We start from the raw sequence: 24,619 nt of genomic DNA, 5'->3' as shown, positions 1-24,619 counted from the left end.
ATTATTGTGCACACGTTTAGTTGTTGTGAACGTGATGAGTAACCGGATGTGAGTTCGGTTAGCACTAAGGTGGTATCGCGTGTAAACGCCCTTTGGATAATCTGATTGATTATTCAAAGGGCGTTTTTTTCATCAAGTGACACATAGCACTAATTTATTTAAAAAACACATAGTCGTTAAGTAGCTTAGACACATAGTAGTAGGTATAGCGTGGCAACACATAGAGATCGGTCCAGTGGACTAAGATTAGAGACGTCGTGAATTGATGTTTGACGGGTACACACATAGTTGGCAAGATGAAAGGATGGTTTTACTTATGAAATATGGCATTATTGGCGCAGGCGCAATGGGATATCGGTACGGCGTGATGTTACAAGAAAACGCTGGTGTAGACGTTGATTTTATCGATACGTGGGAACCAAACGTAGCGAAGGTCCGCGAGCAAGGCGGCGTTGATGTAGCGCGGGATCATCAGAACCATCACGTTGTTCCCATCAACATTTATTATCCTGAAGAATATCAAGGCCATCCAGATGTCTGGATTGTTTTTAAAAAGCAAATGCAGTTAGCCGATGAACTCAAGCGCGACGCGTCGTTATTTCATGAGGACCAGTACGTTTTTGCCGCAATGAACGGCATGGGGCACTTTGAAAAGATTGCGCAATACTTTCCTGAAGACCACATTATTGGCGGTACTGCAATGATTGCAACGGTCTTAAATGGTCCGGGCGCCGTTGACTTTATGGGACCTAAGGGCAGTGAGGCGATGCACATGAGTAAGTATGCGGGTGTGATTGATGCGACTACTAAGCAAGTGATGGCTGACTTCAAGGCCGCAGATTTAAATCCAATCTGGTCGGATAACTTTATGGGGATGTGCATGTCCAAAGTTGTATTCAACGCGGTCACTAATAGTTTGTGTACGATGTTTGAAATTCAGATGGGCCAATTCATTGAATATCCGGGGGTTAAGGAGATGGCCACCCAGATGTTCAACGAAGCGTACGATGCTTGTGAACGAGCAGGTATCAAACTCATTGAGACGCGGCAAGAAGAGATTGATTCGGTTGAAACGGTCAGTCGGGCGTACAAATACCATTACCCATCAATGTATCAAGATTTCTCGAAGGGGCGGCCAACCGAAGTTGATTATATTAATGGTTACATTGCCAAGATTGGGCGGGAACACGACTATGTTTGTCGGGTCCATGAATTTGTGACCCATGAAGTCCACTTAGCAGAAATGATGCGGCAGTATCGGCACCCGGAGATCCCAGTTACTGAAAAATAAGAATATTAATGAAAAAGTTCTGAAAATTTTCAGAACTTTTTTTGTGGGCAGAAAAACTTAACTTAGTAAGGTTGAAATCGATTTCTTTCGTATTGGTCTATACAATGAAGTGACCTTGTAAACTTGCAATGAAAACATGTTGTGATAGGATTTATAACGTGCTTAAAAAGAGAACGAGGAGAAATTGGTATGAAGACATATTTTCAGAAAATCGGTCAGTCCTTGATGCTACCGATTGCAACGCTGCCCGCAGCAGCAATTTTGGTTGGGATTGGGAATTACTTACCAAAACAGTGGCTGTTTGCAAATTACTTAATTCAGGGTGGCGACGTTGTCCTGAATAACTTAGCCTTACTGTTTGCAGTCGGTTTAGCCATTGGAATGTCGGTCAATAAGGACGGTGCGGCGGCTATTGCCGGTTTAATCGCATTTGAAGTCCCAGTAACTGTTTTGAAACCGACAACGTTAGCAACCATGCTGAACGTTAAGGTGAGTCAGATCAACCCGGCGTTTAGTGCGTTAGATAACAACGTCTTGATTGGGATTAGTGCGGGATTGATTGCGGCTGCCCTCTATAATCGGTTCCACGAAGTTAAGTTGCCAATGGCGCTCTCATTCTTTAGTGGCAAACGGTTGGTTCCAATCATGGCTGCCTTCGTGATGTTAATCGTGACGGCAGTATTATACTTTGTCTGGCCGTTTGTATATGATGCCATCGTGCTCTTTGCCACGGGGATTTCTAAATTAGGTTTCGTGGGGGCCGGTTTATATGGTTTCTTCAATCGTTTATTGATTCCGACCGGGTTACACCACGCCTTAAATTCAGTATTCTGGTATAACGTTGCAGGTATCAATGATATTGGCAATTTTTGGGCTAGTCATGGCGTTAAAGGGATTACTGGAATGTATGAAGCTGGCTTTTTCCCAATTATGATGTTTGGATTACCCGCGGGTGCGTATGCCATTTATCGTAATGCGCGACCAGAACGGAAAAAAGAAGTCGGTTCGTTGATGTTAGCGGGTGCGTTTGCGTCGTTCTTTACTGGTGTTACTGAACCACTTGAGTTTTCATTCATGTTCGTGGCTTGGCCACTTTACTTATTACATGCCGTTTTTATGGGATTATCGTTGGGATTTGCCGCGCTAATGCATTGGACCGCAAGTTTTTCGTTTAGTGGCGGGTTAGTCGATTATTTATTGAGTTTTCGGATGCCGTTAGCCAACCAACCCTATATGTTACTGGTTCAAGGACTGGTGATGGCCGTCATTTATTACTTTGGTTTTGACTTTGCAATCAAACGGTTTAATTTGAAGACGCCTGGTCGTGAAGTTGTGACGGCCGATGTTGATGGGGTGAATACACCTGCTAGTCCAGCGGTGGCTGTTGCAGCAACGGATGATAAGTATATGCGCCAAGCCAAGCAGATTTATGCGGCCATTGGCGGTCATGATAATATTAGTGTAATTAATAACTGCACGACACGGCTGCGGTTACAACTTAAGGATACGGAAAAAGTCGATCAGCCGGCCGTAATGGCTGCTGGCGTGCCCGGCCTGAACGTATTGGATGTTCATAACATTCACATTGTGATTGGCACGGAAGTCCAGTTTGTGGCGGAGGCTTTACAAAAATTATTTTCCGGTCAGGTAGCAACAACCTCAGCGCCTGATGCTGAACCACAGATACCCGTTGAACCGCAAACTACTACTATAACGGAGAAACCGGTGACAACGGTCTTGCATGCACCGGCAACGGGACAATTAATGCCGATTAGTGCGGTTGCGGATGAGACGTTTGCTGGTAAACTCTTAGGTGATGGCTACGCGGTTGAACCGCAAGATGGCGAAATCGTTGCCCCAGTTAGTGGGACGGTGACAAGTGTCTTTCCAACTAAGCATGCCATCGGTTTGAAGACGACGAGCGGCCTAGAAGTCTTACTACACATGGGGATTAATACTGTGGAAATGAATGGCACGCCGTTTACATTACACGTCGCAACTGGTGATGAAATTGCGGCTGGTAGCGCAGTCGCAACGGTTGACCTGGCCGCTATTAAGTCGGCAGGTAAAGCGACAACGATGATGGTCGTTATTACCAATATGGACCACGTTAATAAACTAATCCTTAATCCAACTGGTCATGTGATTAGCGGTGATTTGATTGGTGCAGCTGAATAAGACCTGTGCTGCCAACGTTGGGTTTGTTGAAAAAGTTTCGTCTAAATCATTTCGATTTAGGCGGAACTTTTTTGGTGTTGCATCGGGTATCGTGTCAACCGGTGACAGCAAATGAACAACTTGATGCGGGGGCAGTGCGTTTGATTGCTTCCCACTGACTCCCACGATATACTATTGGCATTATAGGGGGGGCGGTAACATGATTGACGAAGTATTAGTGTTGAACTCAACACCGACGGGGATTTTACAGAATTCGATTTCGGGCAGCATGGTGATTGACGCGGCACTTGATGCACGACTAGTCAAGCGGCTAATGCAGGCGCTAGCCCAGTCAACACTTAAGATTAGGGCCGCAACCGCGGACGACTTACCGGTGACCGCCCACCAATTGCTGGTTGTCAGTCGACCAGTGGCAGCCGTGTTGGACTTACAAGCTAGTGCGCGAGTCTTGATTTATCCAGAAGCAACGGGACTGACAGCCGCTGGAATTACGCAGCTAGCAGCGCAGATTGATCAACGACTGACCAAAATATCAAGATAACGACCAAAAGACGCCCAGGGCAGTTGTTCGCAAGTTACTGAACAGTTGCTCTGGGCGTCTTCGATGATTAGTTTTTGTGGCTTTTTTTAATGATAGTTACTAATTTCAATCAAGTTGTTATCAGGATCGCGAACATACAATGACGTCAACTTTCCGTGAGCACCAGTTCTTTCAACCGGTCCGGCAATCACATCCACGAAATAACTCTTTAAGTGATGCTGAATGTCATCAATATTATCCTTTGCAATCAGGCAAAGGTCCGCACTACCAGGCGTTGGCTTAGCTGCAATTGGTTGGTGTGGCTGGTCAGTGGTCTGAAAGTTAATTTTTTGTTTGCCCACTAAGACAGCTTGGCGGTCACCATCGAAGGTCACAATGGGAAGGTCAAATACTTCATGGTAAAACCGTAATGATCGTGCAATGTCAGTAACGGTTAAGGTCAAATGATCGATATCGCGAATATTCACAAGCTCAAATCCCTTCAAAAATAATTCATTATTAAATGTGTCGTACTCATCAGGTTTGGCATGAACCATGATTAAAACGTACCAGTTAGATTGCTGTTCGTCAGCCGTTGCGCGTCCTATGCCGACCTCCGGGGCTGGGTGCCAATTGCTGGAACGCAGCCGACGTCGATTTGAGCTAACGCATAACCCGCGTCATCTCAAATACGAGTCTTATTCTAAGCCGGAAGAAAGACACTTCCGACTAAGAATAATCTGGCTACTGAGCATTGTCACCCAGCCCCTCCAGTCTCAGAGTGTGAGGGGCCACGGGTTTAAGCCGAGCATTGCCTAGCCAACGGACTAATGCGGTTTTTGCATTAGTCCGTTGGCGTAGCAAGCACAGGCTTCAGTGGCACCGAACACGTTTTGGAACCCCCCTCGAATGGCAGATTAACGGCCACTTAACTTGGTAAAATTTGTCGCTGACTATTTTGACACCGGAACCTTAAACGAAACGTCAGGGTTCCATTAACCACTTTGTCGAGAAGTTCGATTATTACTATGCCGCTTGAGGAATAGTGAGCTCCCACAATATCACTTTCAGACTGACAGTTAATTAACAACATTACCGTTTATGAGGAACAATGATAAGTCCATCAAAGGTTGGGTACATCACCGTCAGCCATTCGAATACTGTCCCGACTGGAAGGCGTTTCGGCCAATGCTCAGCGGTGCAAGAGTGTGAGGTTCAGACGGGTTGAGACTGAGGATTAGCCTAGCTAGGGCGTTAAGCGGTGAATTTCCGCTTGGCGTCATAGCGTCCCTAACCGGAAGTCTCAGTCTGACCTGAACACGTTTCACCAATATGGATTAAGGCGTGGAAGACCAGTATTTAAGACGTGGTCTTCGGCTTAAATCTGTGTCCACCGCGTTCCAGCAATTGGCAGAAATGCCTGGAAGTCGGCATAGGACGTCATTAACTAAGCAAGTTTACGCTAAATAGATCTTTTTCCAGCGGGCCTAAGCTGGCTGCTTTTGAACTTACACAACTGGTACGTTTTAATCATGATTCATGCCAATAATAATGAGTATAAGACGGTGTTATTCAGTATACCACGATTGATAATGCGACGGACGTGACAGCAGTCGGTAACCAACTCAAAAAATAACAACTGTAACCGTTCACACCAGACGCGACTTTTGACAATGCCTGCTTTTCATAGTAATGTAGGTGTTACTATAAGAAGGAGGGCTATTCGTGATAACAATTCGACCAGCCGATCAAGACGACGCGGGCCAGATAGCACCGCTAATTAATATGATTTTTGATGAAATGCAACTTGAGGAACTAGACGACATTCCTGAACCTGACTTAGAGCAGGCCATTACTGCCGCTTACCGGACACCTGATTATTTATCCGGCAAGGCAACGACGGTAGTGGCCGAGGCCGATGGTCAAGTGGTCGGGGTAGCGTTTGGTTATCCTGACAAAAATGAGGACGCGGTGGACGACGTGTTAGCACGAGTTACTGCGAATAATGATGCGTTTGGTTCAGCATTTGAAGCTGAAGCTGAAAGTTATGAGCACGAATGGTACCTGGATTCGATTGCGGTCGACCCCAATTATCAGGGTCATGGGATTGGTGGCAAGTTACTTGCCGCTCTGCCACGATACGCACGTCAAGCTGGTCAGAAGCGGATCGGTTTGAACGTTGATATGGCTAATTTAGGAGCAAAAAAGCTCTATGACCGTTACCACTACGAATCGGTAGGCATCAAGCCTATCGGTGATCGGATGTACTTCCATATGCAATACGAACTAGATAAGGACTTGGTGCTAGCTTAGCAACAGGTTCATCGCAACGGGCCTCGTGACGCACGGGGCCCGTTTTAATACGGGTCAAAATGAAAGTGTAGGTTGAAAACAACATGGCTTTACTAGAAGTAACGGATTTATCGCAAAGCTTTGCGGACCGTAAATTATATGATGATGCTAATTTTACGCTGGAACGTGCGGATCATATGGGCATTGTCGGTCAAAATGGTGCTGGTAAGAGTACCCTAATCAAAATCTTAACGGGACAGATTTTACCATTATCTGGTCAGATCAAGTGGCAACGCAACGTCCGGACGGGATATTTGGACCAATATGCTGATATTCCAGCCGGCATGACGCTATACGCCTTTTTGAAGACGGCTTTTCAGCGACTTTATGATTTGGATGCTCAGATGCAACAACTTTATGCGGATTATGCTGAAAAGATGGATGACCAGTTATTGGAACGCGCGGGTCGGATTCAAGAAACCTTGGAAGCCAATAATTTTTATGATATTGAAACTGAAATGGAACGGGTGATTACTGGACTGGGATTAGATGAAATCGGTCGGGATCACGTCATTAGTGAGATGTCTGGTGGACAGCGTTCTAAGATTATTTTGGCTAAGTTATTGCTGGAAAATCCAGATGTGATTATCCTCGATGAACCGACCAACTACTTGGACACGGCGCATATTAGTTGGCTTGAAGATTATTTGAATGGTTTTGAAGGTGCCGTCATGGTGATTTCCCATGATTACGATTTCTTGCAGCAGGTGACAAACTGTATTTGTGACGTGGCCTTTGGAAAAATTATTAAGTATCGGGGCGATTTTAAGTCGGCCATGCGCCAAAAAGAAGCTCGTAAGGAAGCCCAACTAAAGGCCTTTGAAAAGCAACAAGTTGTGATTGAAAAAGCCGAAAAGTTTATTCGTAAAAATAAGGCGGGCTCGAAGTCAACGATGGCCAAGTCACGAGAAAAGATGCTGTCGCATTTGGACCGGGTTGATCCGCCGAGTGAGAATGAACATGCCAAGTTTGCTTTTCCGTACTTGGATACGGGGTCACAAAATGCGTTGAGTGTGACTAAGTTATCTGTGGGCTACGGTAAGCCATTATTGGAACCAGTGACCTTTACGATGACTAATGGTGAAAAGCTAGCGTTTAAGGGCTTTAATGGGGTCGGTAAGTCGACGCTAATTAAGTCGATTCTAGGTGTGATTCCGGCGCTAAGTGGAAAATCGAATTTCTCACCATCTGCTAAAATTAATTACTTCAATCAAGATTTGGAATGGGATAATCCACAGTTAACACCGTTACAAACGATTCAAAATGAATATCCAACGATGTTACCGAAGACAATTCGGACTAAGCTAGCGAAGTGTGGTATCAATGCGGCCAATGCGATGAAGCCGATGCACTTACTTAGTGGGGGCGAGCAGACTAAGGTTAAACTGGCCTTATTAGAACTAGTGCCAAGTAATTTCTTAATTATGGACGAACCAACGAATCATTTGGATGATGAGACCAAAGAGGGACTTAAACGAGCTTTACAGGCTTTTCAAGGGAATTTGATCCTAGTTAGCCATGAAAGCAGTTTTGTGAATGGTTGGGTCGATAAAGAATTGAACGTCGAAAAGCTCAGTTTGAAGGAACGTCAAGAATAGCGTTATTAGTTATAGCCCGTGTCTAGGTCGCCGTTAATTGGCGGCCTAGACACGGGCTATTTAGGTTTAGACATTGGTGGGTTGAAGTATTTAATCAGTGGTTAATGCCAGGCGAAGTGAATGACCTTGCAATCCATAAAATTAAACGCCAGGGTACCTTGCTGAGTAATGTTTACATCAATAGTTGAAGTTGAGAGGAATTTGTACTAAAAAGATATGCGTGATTGTTACTTGGAGCGTACTTTGGCAACGTTTCAGCCATTCTCCTGATTTCCAAAAGTCATGGTAGGATGCGTACATGCTGGCGAAGAGATTAGACAAACCTAAAAGTGTTCAGTCGCTTAAGAAAAGACTTCTTCTCAAGAAACTGAACACAATTTTTCTATCAATATTGTCGAAAGGAGCGCCCAAAGGTGGCTTGTTCCGCTTAACCCAAATTCGGTGATGATTCCAAGCCCAGCAATAATCGCCGAATTTACATTAATGCTCGCAAGCAGACCACCTTTTGTCCTCTACTAACTGATAACTAGTACAATGTAATGAGCCTATTTTAAGACGTAAAATATTAATCTATTAATAACTGACTTTCAACGGTCGTCTGGTCACGGCCGGCTTGTTTGGACTGGTAAAGGTAGTCGTCGACCCGCACGAACCAATCAGTGAAGCGATGGTCAGTGGGTTGTAATTCAGATATACCGATTGAAACTGTGACAGCCAACGTCTCACTATTAAATTTAATGGGGTTGGTTTTTAGTTCGCGTTGCAAAGTACGCATGGTTTGACCAACTTCTAAGGCTGGGGAACCTCGAAAGATTATGACAAACTCTTCACCACCATAACGGAAGATTTGGCCGTGAGTGCTGCGTTGACTGAGTTCTAATTCAAAAAAATGAGCCACATGGCGTAATACAGCGTCACCTGCCAAGTGACCGTATTGATCGTTGAAGTGTTTAAAGTGATCAATGTCAAACATGGCCATGGTGATGGGTCCCATATGTCGTTGTTGGAAGGCATTAAATACTTCGTTGGCGCTAGTATCAAAGCTGGCACGATTACGAATACCAGTTAATTCATCGTAATTGACTTGTCGATCAAAAGTTAGGACTTCGTAAAAAAACTTCTGCACTCGATTGACCGCTAAGCGAATCAGCCACATGTAAAGAATGAAGGCCATAATGATGACTAAGGTATGAGTCAGCTCGAAAGGATGGACTGACCAAATGACGCCCCACCACGTGCCACCGTATAAAATTTGGAATAGAAGGTATTTCCATTGCGTCGTGTGTAATTCTTGATAGTTATGGGTAATATAGATGACCGTCCCAATTAAGATGATCGTCATTACCACAAAGATGGGTAAGTATTGCGTTGTATGGCCCATCCAGATTGCTTGACCATAAATAAATAGTGGCATTAAAAGATTAATAATTTCAACAGCCAGGTTACGCATGGTGTTAAGGCTAAAGAGCAAGATAGTTAACTGGACTGTGGCGTAAGTCCAGCTGATGATACTACCTGAATTTAGCGTGATAAATATTTGTCGTAATAAGATCATACTAATGAGAACACTTAAGGCCTCAGAACCATGAGCTAAGATTGTCCAGTATCGGCTTTTACGACGATGAACTTGTTGCTCCAGAAGGTAAGTGAGAATTGTCATTAGGGTGATCAGGCCAATCGTGATAAGAATGACAATTAACATCTTAATATTAAAAAGGTCTTTGCCTAAACTTGATAGCGTGAGTAGTTGTAACACAGTGCGCCCCCATAATTATTGCGTTTAATTGGTTTGTCCTTTAATCATAACACGTTACACCAGTAACTGTTAACAACAGTTTATGAGAATTCTGAAGTTATTTTGTTATCTTTACTGAAAAATAACTTAGTCTTTACATAAATATGATAATGGCTAGCGATTAGATGCGGCATACTTATTAAGTAAGAATGAATGACAAACACAATCAAAAGGAGTTTGGAGGATGATTCACGGGACGTTCTATGGTGTGATACTAATTAGCTTTTTAATCGGCATCGGTGTGCAATGGTATTTTCGTGAATACTTACAGTTATTGGTTTTAGGTCATAGTATCGAAGTTTTGTTCATGGTGGTACTGGGTTGGTACCAGTTCGGTATGTTAGTTTTAGTGCCATTATTAGTTTTGTGGGGAATTGGACTTGGTGCAATTTATGTAATGAATCGATTCGCTTAATGGAGGGTGATCCAATGAGACGATGGTTTGTTAGACTGACATTGGGAATGATTAGCGGTGCGGTTTTATTTTTATTCAGTTTGGTGGCAGTGCATTGGTTTGGTTCACTATTATGGGGCGGCGTGATTTTAGGCGGTGGCCTGTTAGTTGGCTGTAATATTGGTCTAGAGGTTTTGAAACGTCATTATCAAGTGACTACCCCACAAGCGATTTTTCGCTTATTAAATTGGTCTTAAGTTTAACACTAGCCTTTGTTCAACGATATTAGTCCTTTTATATATTGTCAGCCTAAATAGGCACCCCGAGAATCATTTTCGGGGTGCCTATTTAGGCTTGGCTGAGTGGCTATTGGTGGCTAGTTTTGGTCATATCATGATCATCTGGTAATGTCAGCCCACGATTGGGAACACTAGTAGAGAAGACGATCTGAGTACTTGTCTTGCCAAAGGTTTGTAATTGATTGACGAACTCATCTAAGGCTTGGGTTGATTCGAAAACCACTTTCAAAATTTGCGAGTATTCGCCCGTCACGCAATCGCATTCCAGAATGTTTGGAATACCGGCAACAAACGGGTAAAAACGTTCCTTTTGAGTAGGTTCTAGTTGTAATTGAATGTAAGCTTTAATATGGTAATTGAGTTTTTCAAAGTTGAGATTGGCCTGATAGTCACGAATGATCCCACTTTTCTTTAGACGGGTGATTCGTGCGGAGATTGCAGGCGAAGAAATGAAGCATTGATCGGCGAGCGCTTTTAGTGAGATGCGTGCGTCGGCCTGCAAGGCGTTCAAAATCTTCAAATCGGTCTTATCCATCGTCAAAACGCCTCCTAAGTAATTATTAGTATCATAGCATACTTTCACAGTGCTTTTTAATATTTGACGTAAAGTTTCTACTGAAAGGATAGCTTCTTAACGTGCCGGTGATGGTGAGCTGGACTAGTAAGATTAAGATTGTAGCAAGTCTAAGTAAGGTGTACAGACGTCACTAAGGAGATATGGTAAACTAAAAAAATGAGGTGACTAGAATGCAAACAACACGGATCATTGCTACGGTAGCGAATGTGTGGCGGCAACCTGAAAATATCGCAATTGATACGCTGGCGTTGACTAATACTGGCCTACAACCGTGGCTAGCACAATTAACAGATGCGGATACTGTAACGTTGGAACAGGACAATCGGATCGTGACGCAGGCGTTATTCAATGATGTCTTTTTAGTGGAACGGTTTGTTAATGGTTGGGCGTATGGCTATGTTCTTGATCAGACGGATGCTCGTCATCCGCAGGGATATCCAGGATGGGTATGGGCGGCGCAACTGTCGACTGTCCCATTGCCAGTTTTGACAGGTCCCACTGTAACTATTCGGTGGGGCTTTACCCCGTTGCTTCGATTAGATGGGCGGACGTTGTTAACACTCAGTCTTGGAACCGAATTACCTGTCATTAGTAGTAAAGATCATCGTTATTATACGGTACAGACACCGTTAGGAACGGGAAAGATTGCCAAACGGGCAACTCAGTTTACGTTTAAGACAGCTAATTTGACCCGTGGTGCTATCCTAGTACGTTTGGGAGAAGAATTCTTGGATTTACGGTACTTGTGGGGTGGTGTCAGTGCGTATGGTTTCGATTGTTCGGGCTTTGTCTACAGCTTGCATCGGAGTTTAGGGATACGATTACCACGAGATGCTCAAGATCAGATTGAGCAAGGGGGCGCGATTGACTTAGCTGATGCGCAGCCTGGTGACTTATGTTTTTTTGCCCATGACCATGGACATGGTGCGATTCACCACGTTGCCTTATATGCGGGTGATGGTTGGTTATTACACGCACCAACACCAGGCAAGCATGTAACCTACCTACAATTAGCAAGCACTTATTTACGAGATGAGTTGGTCGTGGTTAAGCGAAACTGGTAATAGCAGCGTAATTAATTGAAGGTAACAAAATTAGAATTAATGGGGCGAATAAAGTGAAGCAAATCAGATGGTGGTTGATGGCACTATTATTAGTCGTTGGTTTGGCCGGCTGTGGTACGCAGCGTACGACCAATAAGCAGCAAACGGCCCGTCAGACAACTAGTACTAAAAAGGCGTCACCATACGTGGATCGTCAGCTCCCGACATTTTACGTTCATGGCTTTCAAGGTAGTGCGAAGTCGACGAATACGTTGATTGCACATGCTGAGCAAACGGCCCATGCTCACAAGGTATTGGTGGCGACGGTCAGCACGAGCGGTCAAGTAACGTTAACTGGTCATTGGAACGGTCGGGTACGTAATCCGATTATTCAAGTCGTGTTTAAGAATAATCTGGCGCAGTACGATCAGCAGAGTGCCTGGTTAGCGAAGGTTATTACAACTGTTCAACAACAGCATGCGTTTAAAAAATATAATATCGTAGCCCACTCGGCCGGTTGTGTTGCCAGTGTCAATATGTTAATGACACAACAGCCGACCAGTTTTCCAAAAATCAATAAGTTAGTTACGATTGCGGGCCCGTTCGATGGGGTGGTTGGTGAGGATGATGTTGCCAATCAGAACTCATTCTTGGCTTCTGGACAACCAAAATATTTACACGCGGCTTATGAATTGTTGGCAGCCAAGCGAACCAACTTTCCAAAGAACGTACAATTATTGAATATTGTGGGTACGTTGAATGATGGGAGTCATTCGGATAGCTTAGTCACCAATGTTTCAGCGCGTTCCATCAAGTACTTGTTACGTGACCGTCGTGTTGATTATACAGAAAAGGATTTTTATGGCGCCCATGCCCAGCATAGTCAGTTACATGAAAATGCTAAGGTAGCGCTGGCTGTTGATCGGTATTTGTGGCATCGATAATGTTTGAGACAATTGCCTAATAGTAGCCCGTCTAATGGTAGATAATTAGGTCTGATCTGAGTCTTAGATCAAATATAACTAATCATGATGGTGGCAACTAAAGAAGCGCATCAAGTATTTATTCATGCTTGATGCGCTTCTTTAACCGTTGCTAATCGTCATGACTTGCAAAATAGGTAGACGAATACAGAACTATAGAAAGAATAGAATATAAGCCGTTCGAATAAGGTGGTACAACGCATATAGTGTAATTAAATAGACAATTGAGATACCGCCGTAGACGGCATATTTATAATTGCGCATGTAAAAAACCTCCCTTATAAAATTACCTTAAGTGTAAAGCCGGCGCCTCATTTACACAATGCAAACGCCTTCATAAGCCGAATAAAGTTAAAAACAATAAAAGCAGAGGCGTTCTGTTAGCGATAATGGGTGAAGTATGATAAAGTTATATATTGGTTCGGAAGATTTCACGCTACCGAACTGAATTAACTTCGGATTTTGAATAAATTAATTTTTAGTATCACGTACTTGCCCCAGTATTTAGTATTAGAATTATTTACAAATTTCCTGAGCATTAGGAAAGGATGTAATTCAATGCGCGTTACCATTAATCGCGGTCAAGAGGTCTATGCTGATATTCCATTAATGACCGCCCGACATCGCTATATCAAAGCGGATGTCTGGGAAATTAAAAAAGCAATTATTGAAAAGTCAGCTATTAACGGTTGGACAGTTCAAGCGTTGCAAGCAATGAATTAAAAAATAATCAACGGCCACGGCAGATGCCAGTGGCCGTTTTTGTAGGAGGTCGATTTGGATGGCACAACCAATCAATCAACGACCGCTGATTAGTATTACTAATGTTATTTGGAGCTTTGATGTTGTGACCAAACAGTTGTTAGTCTTACTTGTTCAGCGTGATCACGCACCGTTTGAGGATACATGGGGGTTACCGACCACGTATTTACGAATGGATGAGAGTGCCGATGAAGCGGCGTTACGGCTAGTTCGTGAAAAACTAGGTGTCCAGCTTGAACAATTCCATACGGAACAATTGGGAACATTCACTGCCGTTGATCGGGTTCCAGGCGAACGCTCATTAGCTTTGACGTATATGGTCTATCTACCGGTCAAGCCAGAACTCGTGCCTGGGTATGGTGCCCGGGACGTCAAGTGGTTTGCGGTTACTCCCCGGGTGGATCGTGATGATCTCGTGGCGGACGGTCTAAAGTTTGCCGGTGTTATTGATTCACAGACTGAGCGGGATTTCTACCAACATTCGGCGAAGCAACCATTAACGGCTGACCATGGTCTAATCTTAAAAACAGCTTTGCAGCGCTTACGTAATCGTCTTGATTATGCACCAACGATCTTATTAGTGCTGGGCGACCAGTTTACGCTTAAGCAGGCTCGTGAATTGTATGCGATTTTATGGCGGCAGCCAGTTGCAACTATTGATAATTCTAACTTTCGTAAAACGCATGTTCATTTATTTACGGAAGTCGGTACTGCTCGTCCTAGTTCTTCTGGACGGCCGGCTAAGGTTTATCGACTGAAGTAGGTCAGTTGACACGGCATACCTAGTATGCTATTTTTATAGCACTATAAAGGTAAAAAATACCTAAATACAATATTGCGATTTGGGAAATTTGGGGGAGTATTTAAATGGATGAAGATAAGACAACTGGGGCCAAGCTATTATGGGTAATCGGAACGGCCTGGTTATTTGATGCACTCGATGTGGCCCTGTTATCATTTGTGATGCCCGTTATCAAAGTAAGTTGGCAGTTGACGGCTGGACAGTTGGGGGCGGTCAGTGCGGTAACCTCACTGGGCATGATGATTGGTGCGCTGGGATGCGGTTACTTAGCGGACAAGTGGGGACGTAAGCCGGTCCTAATTGGAACGTTACTATTATTTTCACTAGGTAACTTGTTGCTGACAGTAACACCTAATGTTGAATGGTTCCTAGTTGTTCGCTTAATTACCGGAATCGGTCTAGGTGGTGAGTTACCGGTGGCTGCAACCATTATCGCTGATCACTTTACGGGGACGCAACGCTCACGGATGCTAGTCCTCGTCGATAGTTTTTGGGCATTTGGCTGGATTGTCGCGGCGCTGCTATCTTTCTTAATCATGCCGCACATTGGTTGGCGCTTGACGGTCCTGATTACGGCCTTGATGGGGTTGTATGCGTTACTAATGCGGCGACATTTACCAGTGGAACAGGGACGCCAGCAGTCGGAGAAAATTGCCTTTGGACAGGCTTTACGTCGAGTGTGGTCGGTTGAATACCGGCGTTCAACGATTTGTCTCAGCATTTTGTGGTTTGTGATCATGTTTGCTTACTATGGCATGTTTCTTTGGTTACCAAGCGTTTTAGTTCTACGAGGATTTTCATTAGTTCATGGTTTTGGGTACACCGTCTTAATGAGTTTAGCTCAGCTTCCAGGCTATTATTTGGCATCTTGGTTGATTGGCGTCGTTAAACGTAAAGCCGTCTTGACAACGTATTTGATTGGAACAGTTATCAGTGCTGCGGCATTTGGACTGGCCAATAATCCAGTGATGATTATTATTAGTGGTGCGTGGCTGTCATTCTTTACGTTGGGTGCGTGGGGGATTATGATTGCGTTCACGCCGGGACAATTTGCGCCAGCAGTTCGGGGAATCGGGATGGGGTTTGCACAGTCGATTGGCCGGATTGGTGCGACAATTGGTCCATTTTTAGTTGGGGCATTGATGGCACTTGGTTTTGGCATTACCGCTATTTTTATGGTGTTCGTAGCGGTGTTACTACTTGGTATCGGTGTGCTGTTATTGGGGTTGCCTAACCAAGAACACGCCGATTAAAGTGTCAGTTACCGATATAAATTAAATCGTAAGTTAAATTTACTTATACTATCCGGAACGATGGTGTGATTGCTATGGCTGAATTCGAATTAGCTTGTTCTGATAATAATTTTTGTGAGATGTAAATGAGCTCAATGGTGACGCGGTTTTGGGGGTGTCATTCGTTGCGAAGTCGATGCTAAACTCCTATGATTACAGCGAGGAGTTGAGGAAGATGGCGAAGACAAAAACACGGGTGTTTTATCTCAATGAACGATTAAGTACCCAATTGGCGCTAGCAAATCGGGCCACCGAAATTCAGAACGATGTTGTGTTAGCAAAACTCGTTGCACGGGCTCGTCAGCGGCTTAACCATAGTGGCGATAGTGTTGTTATTGCACATCAAATTGCGGTTGATTTAGGCTATTATTTAGTTTGTCATCAATATGAGATGCCCCGGGCGGCTTACGATTTGCTTGCCATCGCCTACGAAGTAAGTGTTGAAGTACCGGAAACTGCTACAATTATTGAGTTACCACAACGAAAAAATTAGACTAGGGCTATTATTTGCCTCGGGAATATATTAGAATATAATGATAAAAAGATGTGTGTAATTGGAGGGAATTGAATGGGAAGGTCTGAACAATTAAAAAAGCTTGTATTTGCAGGGCTGTTTGCAGCTATTATTTTTATTGGCATTAGTGTATTACGGATCCCGTTACCCGCAATTGTTGGTCGGCCGTTTATTCATTTTGGTAACATTCTGACGGTCCTGGCGGTGATGTTACTTGGATTTGGATACGGAGCTACGGCTGGTGCGGTGGGACTTGGTTTGTTTGATATTTTGAATGGCTATGCCGCGACCTCGTGGTTAACCATTATAGAAGCCATTGTTTTAGCCGCGATGGTTAATCTGAGTTTTAAATCGATTGGCTATCGTGAAGATCACTTAGTACGACTTTACTGGGTATCCTTGGTGGCCGGGCTTACTAAGATCGTTACTTCTTGGTGCACTGGTGTGATTGAAGCTTTAATGGTGGGGACTTCCTTAAAAGTTGCCATGATTGGGTCATTTACAAGTTTACTGGCTGCGACCATCAACGCGGTGGCATGTGTCATTATTGTGCCATTACTTTACCGGATTTTAGTACGAATCGGTTTTGATCGGCAGCGAGTTGGGACGGTCTAGCTTAATATGGTGAATATGAGAAGGTTACTCGAAACGAATCCATTCGTTTCAAGTAACCTTTTTTTATATCGTAATTTGAAATTTAAGTACAACATGGTGTGATCAAATAATTGGCAATTGAACACTGAATTGCTAGTTAGCTAATATTAATGAGGAACGTCTGAAAATCAATCAGTATCCTAGCGTTATTTTAATATAATAAAAACCCGCTACCTAATTGGCAACGGGTCAAGTTGAACATCGGGTAATACTGGTAATGGAGATGGCGAGAGTCGAACTCGCGTCCAAGCATATTGCCCCTCGGATATCTACGCTCATATTCATACTATTTAAATTTCATCATTGCAAACGCCGTATGTCAGGGCACCCAGCAATGACTAACCTGATTAATCTCTTCTCGCAACTCCAGGTGGAAGCTTTGAGCGTAAGTCCACTAAATTAGGACCCAGATCCAGAACATGGACGATCCTGGGAGGATCTACGTTAAGCGCTTATTAGGCAGCTAAAGCGTAAGAATTGTTATTATTTTTTGCAGTTATAATTTAAACTGAGCGTTTTTACGTAGACGCAACCTACGAAGCGCAATCCGAACTCAAACTATACCTGTCGAATCCAGAACATCCCCAAATTCAACAATCCTAGTTTAGCATAGCTCAGCAGTTCTGCCAACTAATCTGTCCAAAGGTATTAACAATGCGCAACTAACTTCTAAGACGAGTGGGCTCGGCGTCGGTGTAAAAATTGTAACATCTTGTGTGTGTTCATTGAAAGTGCCATGACTGCCAAGATAATCAGTAATCCGCCTACAAAATCGAAACTGGTGAGCTGAACGTTTAGAAAAGTAATTGAGAAGACCGTCGCGGCTAAGGGCTCGAAAGCGTCCATTAAACTGGCTGTTGTTGGCAAAATGTCGCTCAAACTACGGGCAAACATTAAGAAGGGAGCCACTGTTCCTAACAGAATAATGACGAGTAGTAAGCCAAATTGAGGCCAAGTAATTGTCAGATGGACGCGCCACATGGGTTGTAACAATGTCAGAAAAATCCCTGCTATGAGTAGTCCCCATCCAGTGACAGTCAAAGCGCCATACTTAGGCAAGATTGTCCGTGGAATCAAAGTATTGGTAGCCACCCCGATTGCGGATAAACCACCCCAGAATAAGACAACGGGGGAAATTGCCAAACTATTCAAATGACCGTGAGTAACAATCAGTAATGTGCCGATAAAGGCCATGATCATCCCAATCAATTCGATGCGACTAGGGGTCACGTGCTTAAATAGGAAGTAATAGATACTAATAATAAACGGCCCAAGAAATTGAATAATCGTGGCAATCGGTGCGTTACCGACGCGGACGGCTTCAAAATAGCAGAGTTGCACCGGAATAAGGCCCAGCAAACCATAGCTGACCGCCGTCCAAACAGCGTGGCGATGGTGCCAAATCTGAAAGGGGTGTTTGCCAGCTAGCATTCCCCAGATGATCAAAATCAAACCGGCACTGATCATACGGACCTGTGTCAACCACATCGCTGTTAAGTGTGGATTGTTAATGAAGAGGGTGCTCGCGGCAACACCTGAGATACCCCACAGAATACAGGCACTACTGGCGAGCAAGACACCCCGTAAATGATGTTGTTGTGTCAAATTGCGACTCCTTTCTGAAAACGATAAGCATTTTTCATTATAGCAAAACTTAGTCTGTGAACCCACGTTTATGAGGAATATCTTATTATTCTCATTGGTTACTATATTAATGAGGTAACGAGTGCGTTTCATGAGAACTCATGCTATGATATGAACAATTACACGCAAGTAACTATGCGTCTAGCGGAGGGTATGAAGATGAAAGCAATTATTACTGTTGTTGGACAGGATCAAATTGGAATTGTCGCCAAAGTAGCAAACGAGTTAGCACGCCTGAAGATGAACATTGTCGATATTTCGCAGACACTGATGGACCATAATTTTACCATGATGTTGTCAGCGGAGTGGGATGATCAGCAGCTGAGTTTTGCAGCAGCTAAAAAAGCATTGGAAACGCTGGGTGAGGCCTCCGCGTTAACTATTCGAATTCAGCGGCAAGCAGTTTTTGACGCGATTCAGAAATTATAGGAGGCTGCCATGGAAAGTCGTTCAATTTTAGAAACTATTCAAATGGTGGCCGAAGAAAATCTTGATATTCGTACGATTACAATGGGGATCTCATTATTCGATTGTATTGACAGTGATGGTGAACGGGCCCGCCAGAAAATTTATGACAAAATTACGAGTAGTGCCAAGGACTTAGTTAAAGTGGCCACTCAAATTCAAGAGGAGTATGGGATCCCAATCATTAATAAGCGAATCGCGGTGACGCCCATTGCCTTGATTGCGGCCGCTAGCCAAGACCACGACTATGTTGCATACGCGGTAACTATGGAGCGAGCAGCGCAAGCATTAGGTGTTGACTTGATTGGTGGCTTCTCAGCGCTGGTCCAGAAAGGGTATCAAAGCGGGGATCGCAAGCTTATTGCATCAATTCCCGCTGCGCTAGCTGCAACGAGCCGAGTTTGCAGTTCTGTCAATGTTGGGTCAACGCGGGCCGGCATTAACTTAGATGCAGTCGGTGAAATGGGCCATATCATTAAGCAGATTGCGGCTGATGATCCAGTCAATTGCATGAGCCTAGTCGTCTTTGCCAATGCGGTCGATGATAATCCATTCATGGCCGGTGCTTTTCATGGTGTTGGTGAGGCAGATCGTATCATTAACGTTGGAATTAGTGGTCCTGGTGTGGTGAAGCGGGCTTTGGAAGAAGTTCGGGGGCAGTCGATCGACGTGGTCTCGGAGCAAATCAAGAAGACAGCGTTTAAAGTGACCCGGATGGGCCAGTTTGTAGGTGCGATTGCGTCTGAACGATTGCACGTGCCGTTTGGTATTGTGGACCTGTCATTAGCACCAACACCTAACGAGGGTGATTCGGTTGCTGAGATTCTGGAAGAAATCGGGTTGGAAAGTGTTGGTGCGCCAGGAACCACTGCAGCATTGGCTTTACTGAACGATGCTGTGAAAAAGGGTGGTGTGATGGCCTGCGAACATGTTGGCGGGCTGTCTGGCGCGTTTATTCCAGTTTCTGAAGATGCCGAGATGATTCGTGCGGTTAGTGCTGGTCGCTTAAATATTGAAAAGTTGGAAGCGATGACGGCGGTCTGCTCAGTTGGTCTGGATATGATCGCGGTTCCAGGTGATACTAGTGCCGCTACTATCAGTGGTATGATTGCGGATGAAGCTGCAATTGGGATGATCAACAATAAAACAACGGCGGTGCGGGTCATTCCAGCAACTGGTAAAGGTGTTGGCGATGCGGTTGAATTTGGTGGCTTATTTGGCCGGGCACCAGTTATGCCGGTCAATACTAATCAACCAACGGCTTTCATTAAACGTGGTGGCCATATTCCAGCCCCCATCCACTCGTTCAAAAACTAAAAAGGATTATTTTAGTGGGCTTTCGTCAGCGGACCTCACACCTAGCAGATTGGTCAGAATGATTGGTCAGATTGGCTCATCAATAAGTAAACGGAACGCAAGTTTTCTAATCATGGTGATATGGTAGAAAACTTGTGTTTTTGTGTTAGAACGTTATTAAGTGAGAGGAACCTGCTGGTATAGTTACTAATAGCGAAAAAGACGCACTTCATTGCCGGATGACACAGTTATTTCACAAAGCGTGCACGATTTGGTATTAATTTGTTGTTATACTAAACCTGAATCCTAGCGCGAAGTAGGGTATGATAATAGTAGGTTAATAAATGATGATTAATCAATAACGTTAGCAATCGTAATTAACTTGGAGGACGTTACACTATGAAATTATTAATGATTGAAGATAATAAGTCGGTCTCTGAAATGATGGCCATGTTTTTTAAGAAGGAAAAGTGGGACGCCCACTTTGCTTATGATGGCAATGAGGCAGTCGAAATGTTTAACGAAGATGTCAATGGCTGGGATATGGTGACCCTTGACTTGAATTTACCTGGTAAAGATGGCATGCAAGTTAGTGCGGATATTCGCAAGGCTTCACCAACTGTACCAATTATTATGTTGACGGCGCGTGACTCGGAAAGTGATCAAGTCCTCGGGTTAGAGATGGGGGCGGATGATTATGTGACTAAGCCGTTCTCACCGATTACGTTGATTGCCCGGATCAAGGCACTACACCGACGAGCTGATCTATCGAAGACGACGCCAGCTGAACAACCAGCCAATGCGGTTAGTTCTTTTGATGTACAGACGGATCATTTTAAACTCAATACTAAGACGCGTGAGGCTTATTTAGCAGACAAACAAATTCAGGATTTGACGCCTAAGGAGTTTGACCTGCTCAAGACTTTGGCGCAGAAACCACGCCAGGTCTTCTCACGCGAGCAGTTATTACAACTCGTTTGGGACTACGAATATTATGGTGACGAACGGACCGTTGATGCCCATATTAAGAAGTTACGGCAAAAGATCGAAAAGGCCGGACCACAAATTATTCAAACGGTTTGGGGGGTCGGCTACAAGTTTGATGATAGTGGAGTTGATGTTCAATGAAGCTGATTTATCAACAAATGCTGGCGTTCTTTGCCGTTATCATTACGGTGATTGTGGTTCTCGGGTTTTCATTTATCCGGACGACTAGGACGATGCTTTATCAAAACTCTTGGCAGCAATTACAGCAATACGCCGCGAGTATTGAAAAAGAAGCAATTCGGTATAATACGAAGACTAATCAAGTCGTGGGGTTTAACCAACAATTTCTAAATGATGGTACGGTTATTTTACGCGATCAGCACATTCATTTTTCGGTCTATGATGCTAATAAGACGTTGGTCTATCCTAGTGGCGTGGGGACATCGATGGACAGTACCCCTGGGGGATCAATCTACGACCCTAAGATTTCGGCCAAGGATTGGAAGAAGCTCAAGCAGAATAAGATTATTACACAAGCGCCCCATGTTACGTTTCGGTCGCGTAATCACAATCAACCAGTGAATACGCCATCGTTGCGGACGATTGACGTGTTAGTCCCGCTTTTCTATAAGAATGGATCGACTAAGAAATTTGTTGGGGCGATTTCAATTGGTTCATTTGAACAAACGTTACAGGCGAGCGAACAACAGATTGAAAAGAATTTGTTCATCGCACTGCTAGTTTCAGGAATTGCGGCGCTACTATTGAGTTATATCTTGGCGCGTTATTCGGTTCGCCGGATCAACCGGCTACGTTATGCAACTCATTCCGTTGCTAACGGTGATTTTGATATTCAGGTGGATAGTAATCACAAAGATGAGATTGACGATTTAGCGGATGACTTTAACGGCATGGTCAACTCGTTAAGAGCCTCTAATGAAGAAATTAAGCGGCAGGAAAAGCGGCGCCGAGAGTTTATGGCGGATGCCGCGCATGAGATGCGAACACCATTGACCACAATTAATGGTATTTTGGAAGGATTAGCATACGATGCGATTCCGGAAGAAGACAAGGGTCATTCGATCGAGTTGATGCAAAACGAGACGAAGCGGCTGATTCGACTAGTTAATGAGAACTTAGACTATGAAAAAATCCGAACCGGACAGATTGCTTTAAACAAGACCAATTTTGATGGTGCCGAGGTTTTGCATAACTTAGTTGAACAACTCACAAAGAAGGCGGCCGCCGCTGATGATCAATTTAAACTGACGGTTCCTGAAAAGTTACCAGTGTGGGCGGACTACGATCGGTTTGTTCAGGTCCTATTCAACATCATGCAAAATGCAATTCAATTTTCACAAGCTAACGTGATTGAAGTAACGGCTAGTCGGACCGATCACGCAACAGTCGTGGCGATTCAAGATCATGGGATTGGTATGACACCAGATCAGGTCAAGAATATTTGGGAGCGGTACTATAAGGCCGATCCATCACGAAAAAATACAAAGTATGGTGAATCAGGCTTGGGACTTGCCATCTCACATCAGTTGGTCCAACAACATGGTGGGTCGATCAAGGTGGATAGTGTGGAAAATGAAGGAACCTGTTTTACCGTCACTTTCCCGGATGAAGGTTTTGATAAGCCAATTATTGATGATTAACGTGGCGTTTTGAAAAGCGTGACTAAATAAGTGACCGGGTTTTGAGATTGTGCTGATCTTAAAGCCCGGTTTTGTTAATGCAGTGGTAACGTTAAGGTGGAATTGGAAGTCGTGCGACCTTAACTGATGATTTAGCAAACTGATTCTGACCAGTGCATTTCCGTATTTGTTAGCGTTCCACCTCGCACTCTGGGGCTAAATATGTTACCCTTAACAAGGCTGCAAACAGCGATTTATCAATAGTTTAGATAAGATTTAAAATGAATAGGAGAAACAATAATTATGCAAAGAGTACAAATTACGGGTAATTCTCAACGTAAGGTCAAGGATGGCTATCCCTTACTCGTACAGGACGATTTAAAAGATCCAAGTATGAAACTAACCGATGGCTCCTTCGTGGCATTAATGGCGAGTTCACAATTTATGGGCTACGCGCTGATTGCTAAGCATCGCCGACAATTAGGTTGGGTGCTTAGCTTGGATGAAAGTGAGACGCCGACGACCGACTATTTCCGCAAGTTATTCAAACAGGCGTTGGTGCGGCGGGCAACAAGCATGGATCCACAGTTGCCACAACGGGTTTTCAATGCGGATGGCGACGGTTTAGGTGGTTTAGCCATTGATCGTTATCAAGATTATTATGTGTTTACTTGGTATGCAGAAGGTGTTTATCAACAACGCGAAATGCTTTACGCAGCTTTTGAAGCGGCTACGGATCATCAATTTAAGGGAATCTACGCTAAGTTACGCTTTAACGTTGAAGAAGCTAACTTGAAGAGTCAATTGGTAACGGGGGCGGCGGCGCCAGAACCGTTGTTAGTGACAGAAGGTGCAGTGACGTACCCATTACACCTTGCCGATGACTTAACGACTGGGCTGTTATTAGATATGCGGCCCATTCGGGAATGGTTGGCAGGTGCTGAATTACAAGGTAAGACGGTTCTGAACTTGTTTAGTCAAGAAAATGGGGTAACGGCAGCTGCAGCAGTTGCTGGCGCAGCCAAGACAATTTCCATTGAAACGAGTAAAAAAGGCGCCAAAGAAACTGCTGATCAACTGGCAGTCAATAACATTGATCCTGATAAGCAGGAAATCCGGGCAATCGAAGTGAATAGTTACTTAGACTATGCGCAAAAGCACCGGTTAAGTTATGACGTTGTGGTTGTAACAGCACCGACCTTTGCTCGGGTCAAGAAGCAAAAGTTCCAAGTTGCCACCGATCTGACGGACTTATTAACGGCAACTTTGCCAGTTGTTCGGCGAGATGGTCAATTAGTAATTGCAACTACTGCCAATAATTTCTCTATGAAGAAGTTTAAGGCTGCGGTGACGGCGGCCTTTGTTGGTAGTGATCGACACTTCACGCTTAGTGAGACGTTCCGGTTGCCAGCTGATTTTGTTACACGCAAGGCATATTTAGCAAGTAATTATTTGAAGGTACTGGTTTTAACGCTCGACAAATAGTCGATAACGTCATAATTTGAGCGGCAAATAAAAAAATTTTAATGGGTA

At 44.1% G+C, this 24,619-nt stretch carries 23 protein-coding genes and 1 other RNA gene; 19 read left to right on the top strand and 5 right to left on the bottom strand.

What is annotated here, in order from left to right; translation table 11 throughout:
• Window positions 1-316: 316 nt before the first annotated feature.
• The 3 genes from LP667_RS11060 (at window position 317) to LP667_RS11050 (ending at window position 4,010) form a co-directional block, all read left to right on the top strand.
• On the top strand, window positions 317-1,291 hold the full coding sequence (locus tag LP667_RS11060; protein ID WP_021732691.1) for a ketopantoate reductase family protein: 975 nt from the start codon (window positions 317-319) through the stop codon (window positions 1,289-1,291).
• A gap of 189 nt (window positions 1,292-1,480) precedes the next feature.
• Window positions 1,481-3,469: an N-acetylglucosamine-specific PTS transporter subunit IIBC gene (gene nagE, locus LP667_RS11055; protein WP_021732690.1), complete on the top strand. Its 1,989-nt coding sequence runs from the start codon at window positions 1,481-1,483 to the stop codon at window positions 3,467-3,469.
• Window positions 3,470-3,668: 199 nt separating this feature from the next.
• The gene (locus LP667_RS11050; protein ID WP_021732688.1) at window positions 3,669-4,010 is read left to right on the top strand and encodes a hypothetical protein; all 342 of its coding nucleotides are present in this window, start codon (window positions 3,669-3,671) and stop codon (window positions 4,008-4,010) included.
• Between the two features lie 86 nt (window positions 4,011-4,096).
• Here the strand turns inward: LP667_RS11050 and LP667_RS11045 are convergent, their stop codons facing one another.
• The gene (locus LP667_RS11045) at window positions 4,097-4,546 is read right to left on the bottom strand and encodes a VOC family protein (protein ID WP_082618916.1); all 450 of its coding nucleotides are present in this window, start codon (window positions 4,544-4,546) and stop codon (window positions 4,097-4,099) included.
• A gap of 1,168 nt (window positions 4,547-5,714) precedes the next feature.
• Between LP667_RS11045 and LP667_RS11035 the strand changes: the two genes are divergently transcribed.
• Both LP667_RS11035 and LP667_RS11030 read left to right on the top strand, forming a co-directional pair.
• The gene (locus tag LP667_RS11035) at window positions 5,715-6,302 is read left to right on the top strand and encodes a GNAT family N-acetyltransferase (RefSeq protein WP_003642738.1); all 588 of its coding nucleotides are present in this window, start codon (window positions 5,715-5,717) and stop codon (window positions 6,300-6,302) included.
• 83 nt (window positions 6,303-6,385) lie between these two features.
• A complete protein-coding gene (locus tag LP667_RS11030; protein ID WP_021732685.1) occupies window positions 6,386-7,939 on the top strand; it encodes an ABC-F family ATP-binding cassette domain-containing protein in 1,554 nt (517 codons plus the stop codon).
• Between the two features lie 565 nt (window positions 7,940-8,504).
• Here LP667_RS11030 and LP667_RS11025 read toward each other — a convergent pair.
• Entirely contained in the window at window positions 8,505-9,695 is a 1,191-nt protein-coding gene (locus LP667_RS11025) for a GGDEF domain-containing protein (protein WP_021732684.1), read from the bottom strand.
• 223 nt (window positions 9,696-9,918) lie between these two features.
• Here LP667_RS11025 and LP667_RS11020 point away from each other — a divergent pair, with 223 nt between their 5' ends.
• Both LP667_RS11020 and LP667_RS11015 read left to right on the top strand, forming a co-directional pair.
• Window positions 9,919-10,149: a hypothetical protein gene (locus tag LP667_RS11020; protein ID WP_021732683.1), complete on the top strand. Its 231-nt coding sequence runs from the start codon at window positions 9,919-9,921 to the stop codon at window positions 10,147-10,149.
• Window positions 10,150-10,163: 14 nt separating this feature from the next.
• Window positions 10,164-10,385: a hypothetical protein gene (locus LP667_RS11015; protein WP_021732682.1), complete on the top strand. Its 222-nt coding sequence runs from the start codon at window positions 10,164-10,166 to the stop codon at window positions 10,383-10,385.
• A gap of 109 nt (window positions 10,386-10,494) precedes the next feature.
• Here LP667_RS11015 and LP667_RS11010 read toward each other — a convergent pair whose 3' ends face one another.
• Entirely contained in the window at window positions 10,495-10,962 is a 468-nt protein-coding gene (locus tag LP667_RS11010) for an Lrp/AsnC family transcriptional regulator (protein WP_021732681.1), read from the bottom strand.
• Window positions 10,963-11,174: 212 nt separating this feature from the next.
• Here LP667_RS11010 and LP667_RS11005 point away from each other — a divergent pair, with 212 nt between their 5' ends.
• The 7 genes from LP667_RS11005 (at window position 11,175) to LP667_RS10975 (ending at window position 17,015) form a co-directional block, all read left to right on the top strand.
• The gene (locus LP667_RS11005) at window positions 11,175-12,068 is read left to right on the top strand and encodes a C40 family peptidase (RefSeq protein ID WP_021732680.1); all 894 of its coding nucleotides are present in this window, start codon (window positions 11,175-11,177) and stop codon (window positions 12,066-12,068) included.
• A 53-nt stretch (window positions 12,069-12,121) separates the two neighbouring features.
• Entirely contained in the window at window positions 12,122-12,991 is an 870-nt protein-coding gene (locus tag LP667_RS11000; protein WP_021732679.1) for an alpha/beta hydrolase, read from the top strand.
• A gap of 597 nt (window positions 12,992-13,588) precedes the next feature.
• Window positions 13,589-13,753 (top strand): hypothetical protein, encoded by a 165-nt coding sequence (locus LP667_RS10995; RefSeq protein ID WP_021732678.1) that lies wholly within the window; start codon window positions 13,589-13,591, stop codon window positions 13,751-13,753.
• Between the two features lie 58 nt (window positions 13,754-13,811).
• Window positions 13,812-14,555 carry an NUDIX hydrolase gene (locus LP667_RS10990; RefSeq protein ID WP_021732677.1) on the top strand — a complete coding sequence of 248 codons (744 nt, stop codon included), beginning with the start codon at window positions 13,812-13,814 and terminating at the stop codon, window positions 14,553-14,555.
• Window positions 14,556-14,659: 104 nt separating this feature from the next.
• Window positions 14,660-15,847 carry an MFS transporter gene (locus LP667_RS10985; RefSeq protein WP_021732676.1) on the top strand — a complete coding sequence of 396 codons (1,188 nt, stop codon included), beginning with the start codon at window positions 14,660-14,662 and terminating at the stop codon, window positions 15,845-15,847.
• A 214-nt stretch (window positions 15,848-16,061) separates the two neighbouring features.
• Window positions 16,062-16,379, top strand: a complete 318-nt coding sequence (locus LP667_RS10980; RefSeq protein ID WP_021732675.1) for a hypothetical protein — start codon at window positions 16,062-16,064, stop codon at window positions 16,377-16,379.
• A 75-nt stretch (window positions 16,380-16,454) separates the two neighbouring features.
• Window positions 16,455-17,015: an ECF transporter S component gene (locus LP667_RS10975; RefSeq protein WP_021732674.1), complete on the top strand. Its 561-nt coding sequence runs from the start codon at window positions 16,455-16,457 to the stop codon at window positions 17,013-17,015.
• A gap of 254 nt (window positions 17,016-17,269) precedes the next feature.
• Here LP667_RS10975 and ssrA read toward each other — a convergent pair.
• Window positions 17,270-17,640, bottom strand: a transfer-messenger RNA (tmRNA) gene (gene ssrA, locus LP667_RS10970).
• Window positions 17,641-17,723: 83 nt separating this feature from the next.
• Complete coding sequence (locus LP667_RS10965; RefSeq protein ID WP_021732673.1) at window positions 17,724-18,659, bottom strand: DMT family transporter; 936 nt, start codon at window positions 18,657-18,659, stop codon at window positions 17,724-17,726.
• 198 nt (window positions 18,660-18,857) lie between these two features.
• Between LP667_RS10965 and LP667_RS10960 the strand changes: the two genes are divergently transcribed.
• From LP667_RS10960 to LP667_RS10940, 5 genes are all read left to right on the top strand, one after another.
• A complete protein-coding gene (locus LP667_RS10960; RefSeq protein ID WP_021732672.1) occupies window positions 18,858-19,127 on the top strand; it encodes an ACT domain-containing protein in 270 nt (89 codons plus the stop codon).
• Window positions 19,128-19,136: 9 nt separating this feature from the next.
• Window positions 19,137-20,480, top strand: coding sequence for a PFL family protein (locus tag LP667_RS10955; protein WP_021732671.1), 1,344 nt, complete (start codon window positions 19,137-19,139; stop codon window positions 20,478-20,480).
• Window positions 20,481-20,858: 378 nt separating this feature from the next.
• Window positions 20,859-21,587 carry a response regulator transcription factor gene (locus LP667_RS10950; RefSeq protein WP_021732670.1) on the top strand — a complete coding sequence of 243 codons (729 nt, stop codon included), beginning with the start codon at window positions 20,859-20,861 and terminating at the stop codon, window positions 21,585-21,587.
• Complete coding sequence (locus tag LP667_RS10945; RefSeq protein WP_021732669.1) at window positions 21,584-23,107, top strand: sensor histidine kinase; 1,524 nt, start codon at window positions 21,584-21,586, stop codon at window positions 23,105-23,107. The genes LP667_RS10950 and LP667_RS10945 overlap by 4 nt, the downstream gene beginning before the upstream one ends.
• 282 nt (window positions 23,108-23,389) lie before the next feature.
• Window positions 23,390-24,571: a class I SAM-dependent methyltransferase gene (locus LP667_RS10940; protein ID WP_021732668.1), complete on the top strand. Its 1,182-nt coding sequence runs from the start codon at window positions 23,390-23,392 to the stop codon at window positions 24,569-24,571.
• The last annotated feature ends 48 nt before the right edge of the window (window positions 24,572-24,619 follow it).

Source organism: Lactiplantibacillus paraplantarum, assembly GCF_003641145.1.
GTDB classification, from domain to species: Bacteria; Bacillota; Bacilli; order Lactobacillales; family Lactobacillaceae; genus Lactiplantibacillus; species Lactiplantibacillus paraplantarum.
Note: the sequence above shows the minus strand (reverse complement) of the source record. Positions and strands in the feature narration are given on the sequence as shown.

Excerpts from the sequence above, each read along its gene's own strand:
- LP667_RS10960 (WP_021732672.1), top strand. The coding sequence starts at position 18,858 with ATGAAAGCAATTATTACTGTTGTTGGACAGGATCAAATTGGAATTGTC.
- nagE (WP_021732690.1), top strand. The coding sequence starts at position 1,481 with ATGAAGACATATTTTCAGAAAATCGGTCAGTCCTTGATGCTACCGATT.
- LP667_RS10940 (WP_021732668.1), top strand. The coding sequence starts at position 23,390 with ATGCAAAGAGTACAAATTACGGGTAATTCTCAACGTAAGGTCAAGGAT.
- LP667_RS10985 (WP_021732676.1), top strand. The coding sequence starts at position 14,660 with ATGGATGAAGATAAGACAACTGGGGCCAAGCTATTATGGGTAATCGGA.
- LP667_RS10950 (WP_021732670.1), top strand. The coding sequence starts at position 20,859 with ATGAAATTATTAATGATTGAAGATAATAAGTCGGTCTCTGAAATGATG.
- LP667_RS11020 (WP_021732683.1), top strand. The coding sequence starts at position 9,919 with ATGATTCACGGGACGTTCTATGGTGTGATACTAATTAGCTTTTTAATC.
- LP667_RS11015 (WP_021732682.1), top strand. The coding sequence starts at position 10,164 with ATGAGACGATGGTTTGTTAGACTGACATTGGGAATGATTAGCGGTGCG.
- LP667_RS11030 (WP_021732685.1), top strand. The coding sequence starts at position 6,386 with ATGGCTTTACTAGAAGTAACGGATTTATCGCAAAGCTTTGCGGACCGT.
- LP667_RS10975 (WP_021732674.1), top strand. The coding sequence starts at position 16,455 with ATGGGAAGGTCTGAACAATTAAAAAAGCTTGTATTTGCAGGGCTGTTT.
- LP667_RS10990 (WP_021732677.1), top strand. The coding sequence starts at position 13,812 with ATGGCACAACCAATCAATCAACGACCGCTGATTAGTATTACTAATGTT.
- LP667_RS10995 (WP_021732678.1), top strand. The coding sequence starts at position 13,589 with ATGCGCGTTACCATTAATCGCGGTCAAGAGGTCTATGCTGATATTCCA.
- LP667_RS11060 (WP_021732691.1), top strand. The coding sequence starts at position 317 with ATGAAATATGGCATTATTGGCGCAGGCGCAATGGGATATCGGTACGGC.
- LP667_RS11045 (WP_082618916.1), bottom strand. The coding sequence starts at position 4,546 with ATGGTTCATGCCAAACCTGATGAGTACGACACATTTAATAATGAATTA.
- LP667_RS11005 (WP_021732680.1), top strand. The coding sequence starts at position 11,175 with ATGCAAACAACACGGATCATTGCTACGGTAGCGAATGTGTGGCGGCAA.
- LP667_RS10945 (WP_021732669.1), top strand. The coding sequence starts at position 21,584 with ATGAAGCTGATTTATCAACAAATGCTGGCGTTCTTTGCCGTTATCATT.
- LP667_RS10955 (WP_021732671.1), top strand. The coding sequence starts at position 19,137 with ATGGAAAGTCGTTCAATTTTAGAAACTATTCAAATGGTGGCCGAAGAA.
- LP667_RS11050 (WP_021732688.1), top strand. The coding sequence starts at position 3,669 with ATGATTGACGAAGTATTAGTGTTGAACTCAACACCGACGGGGATTTTA.
- LP667_RS10980 (WP_021732675.1), top strand. The coding sequence starts at position 16,062 with ATGGCGAAGACAAAAACACGGGTGTTTTATCTCAATGAACGATTAAGT.
- LP667_RS11010 (WP_021732681.1), bottom strand. The coding sequence starts at position 10,962 with ATGGATAAGACCGATTTGAAGATTTTGAACGCCTTGCAGGCCGACGCA.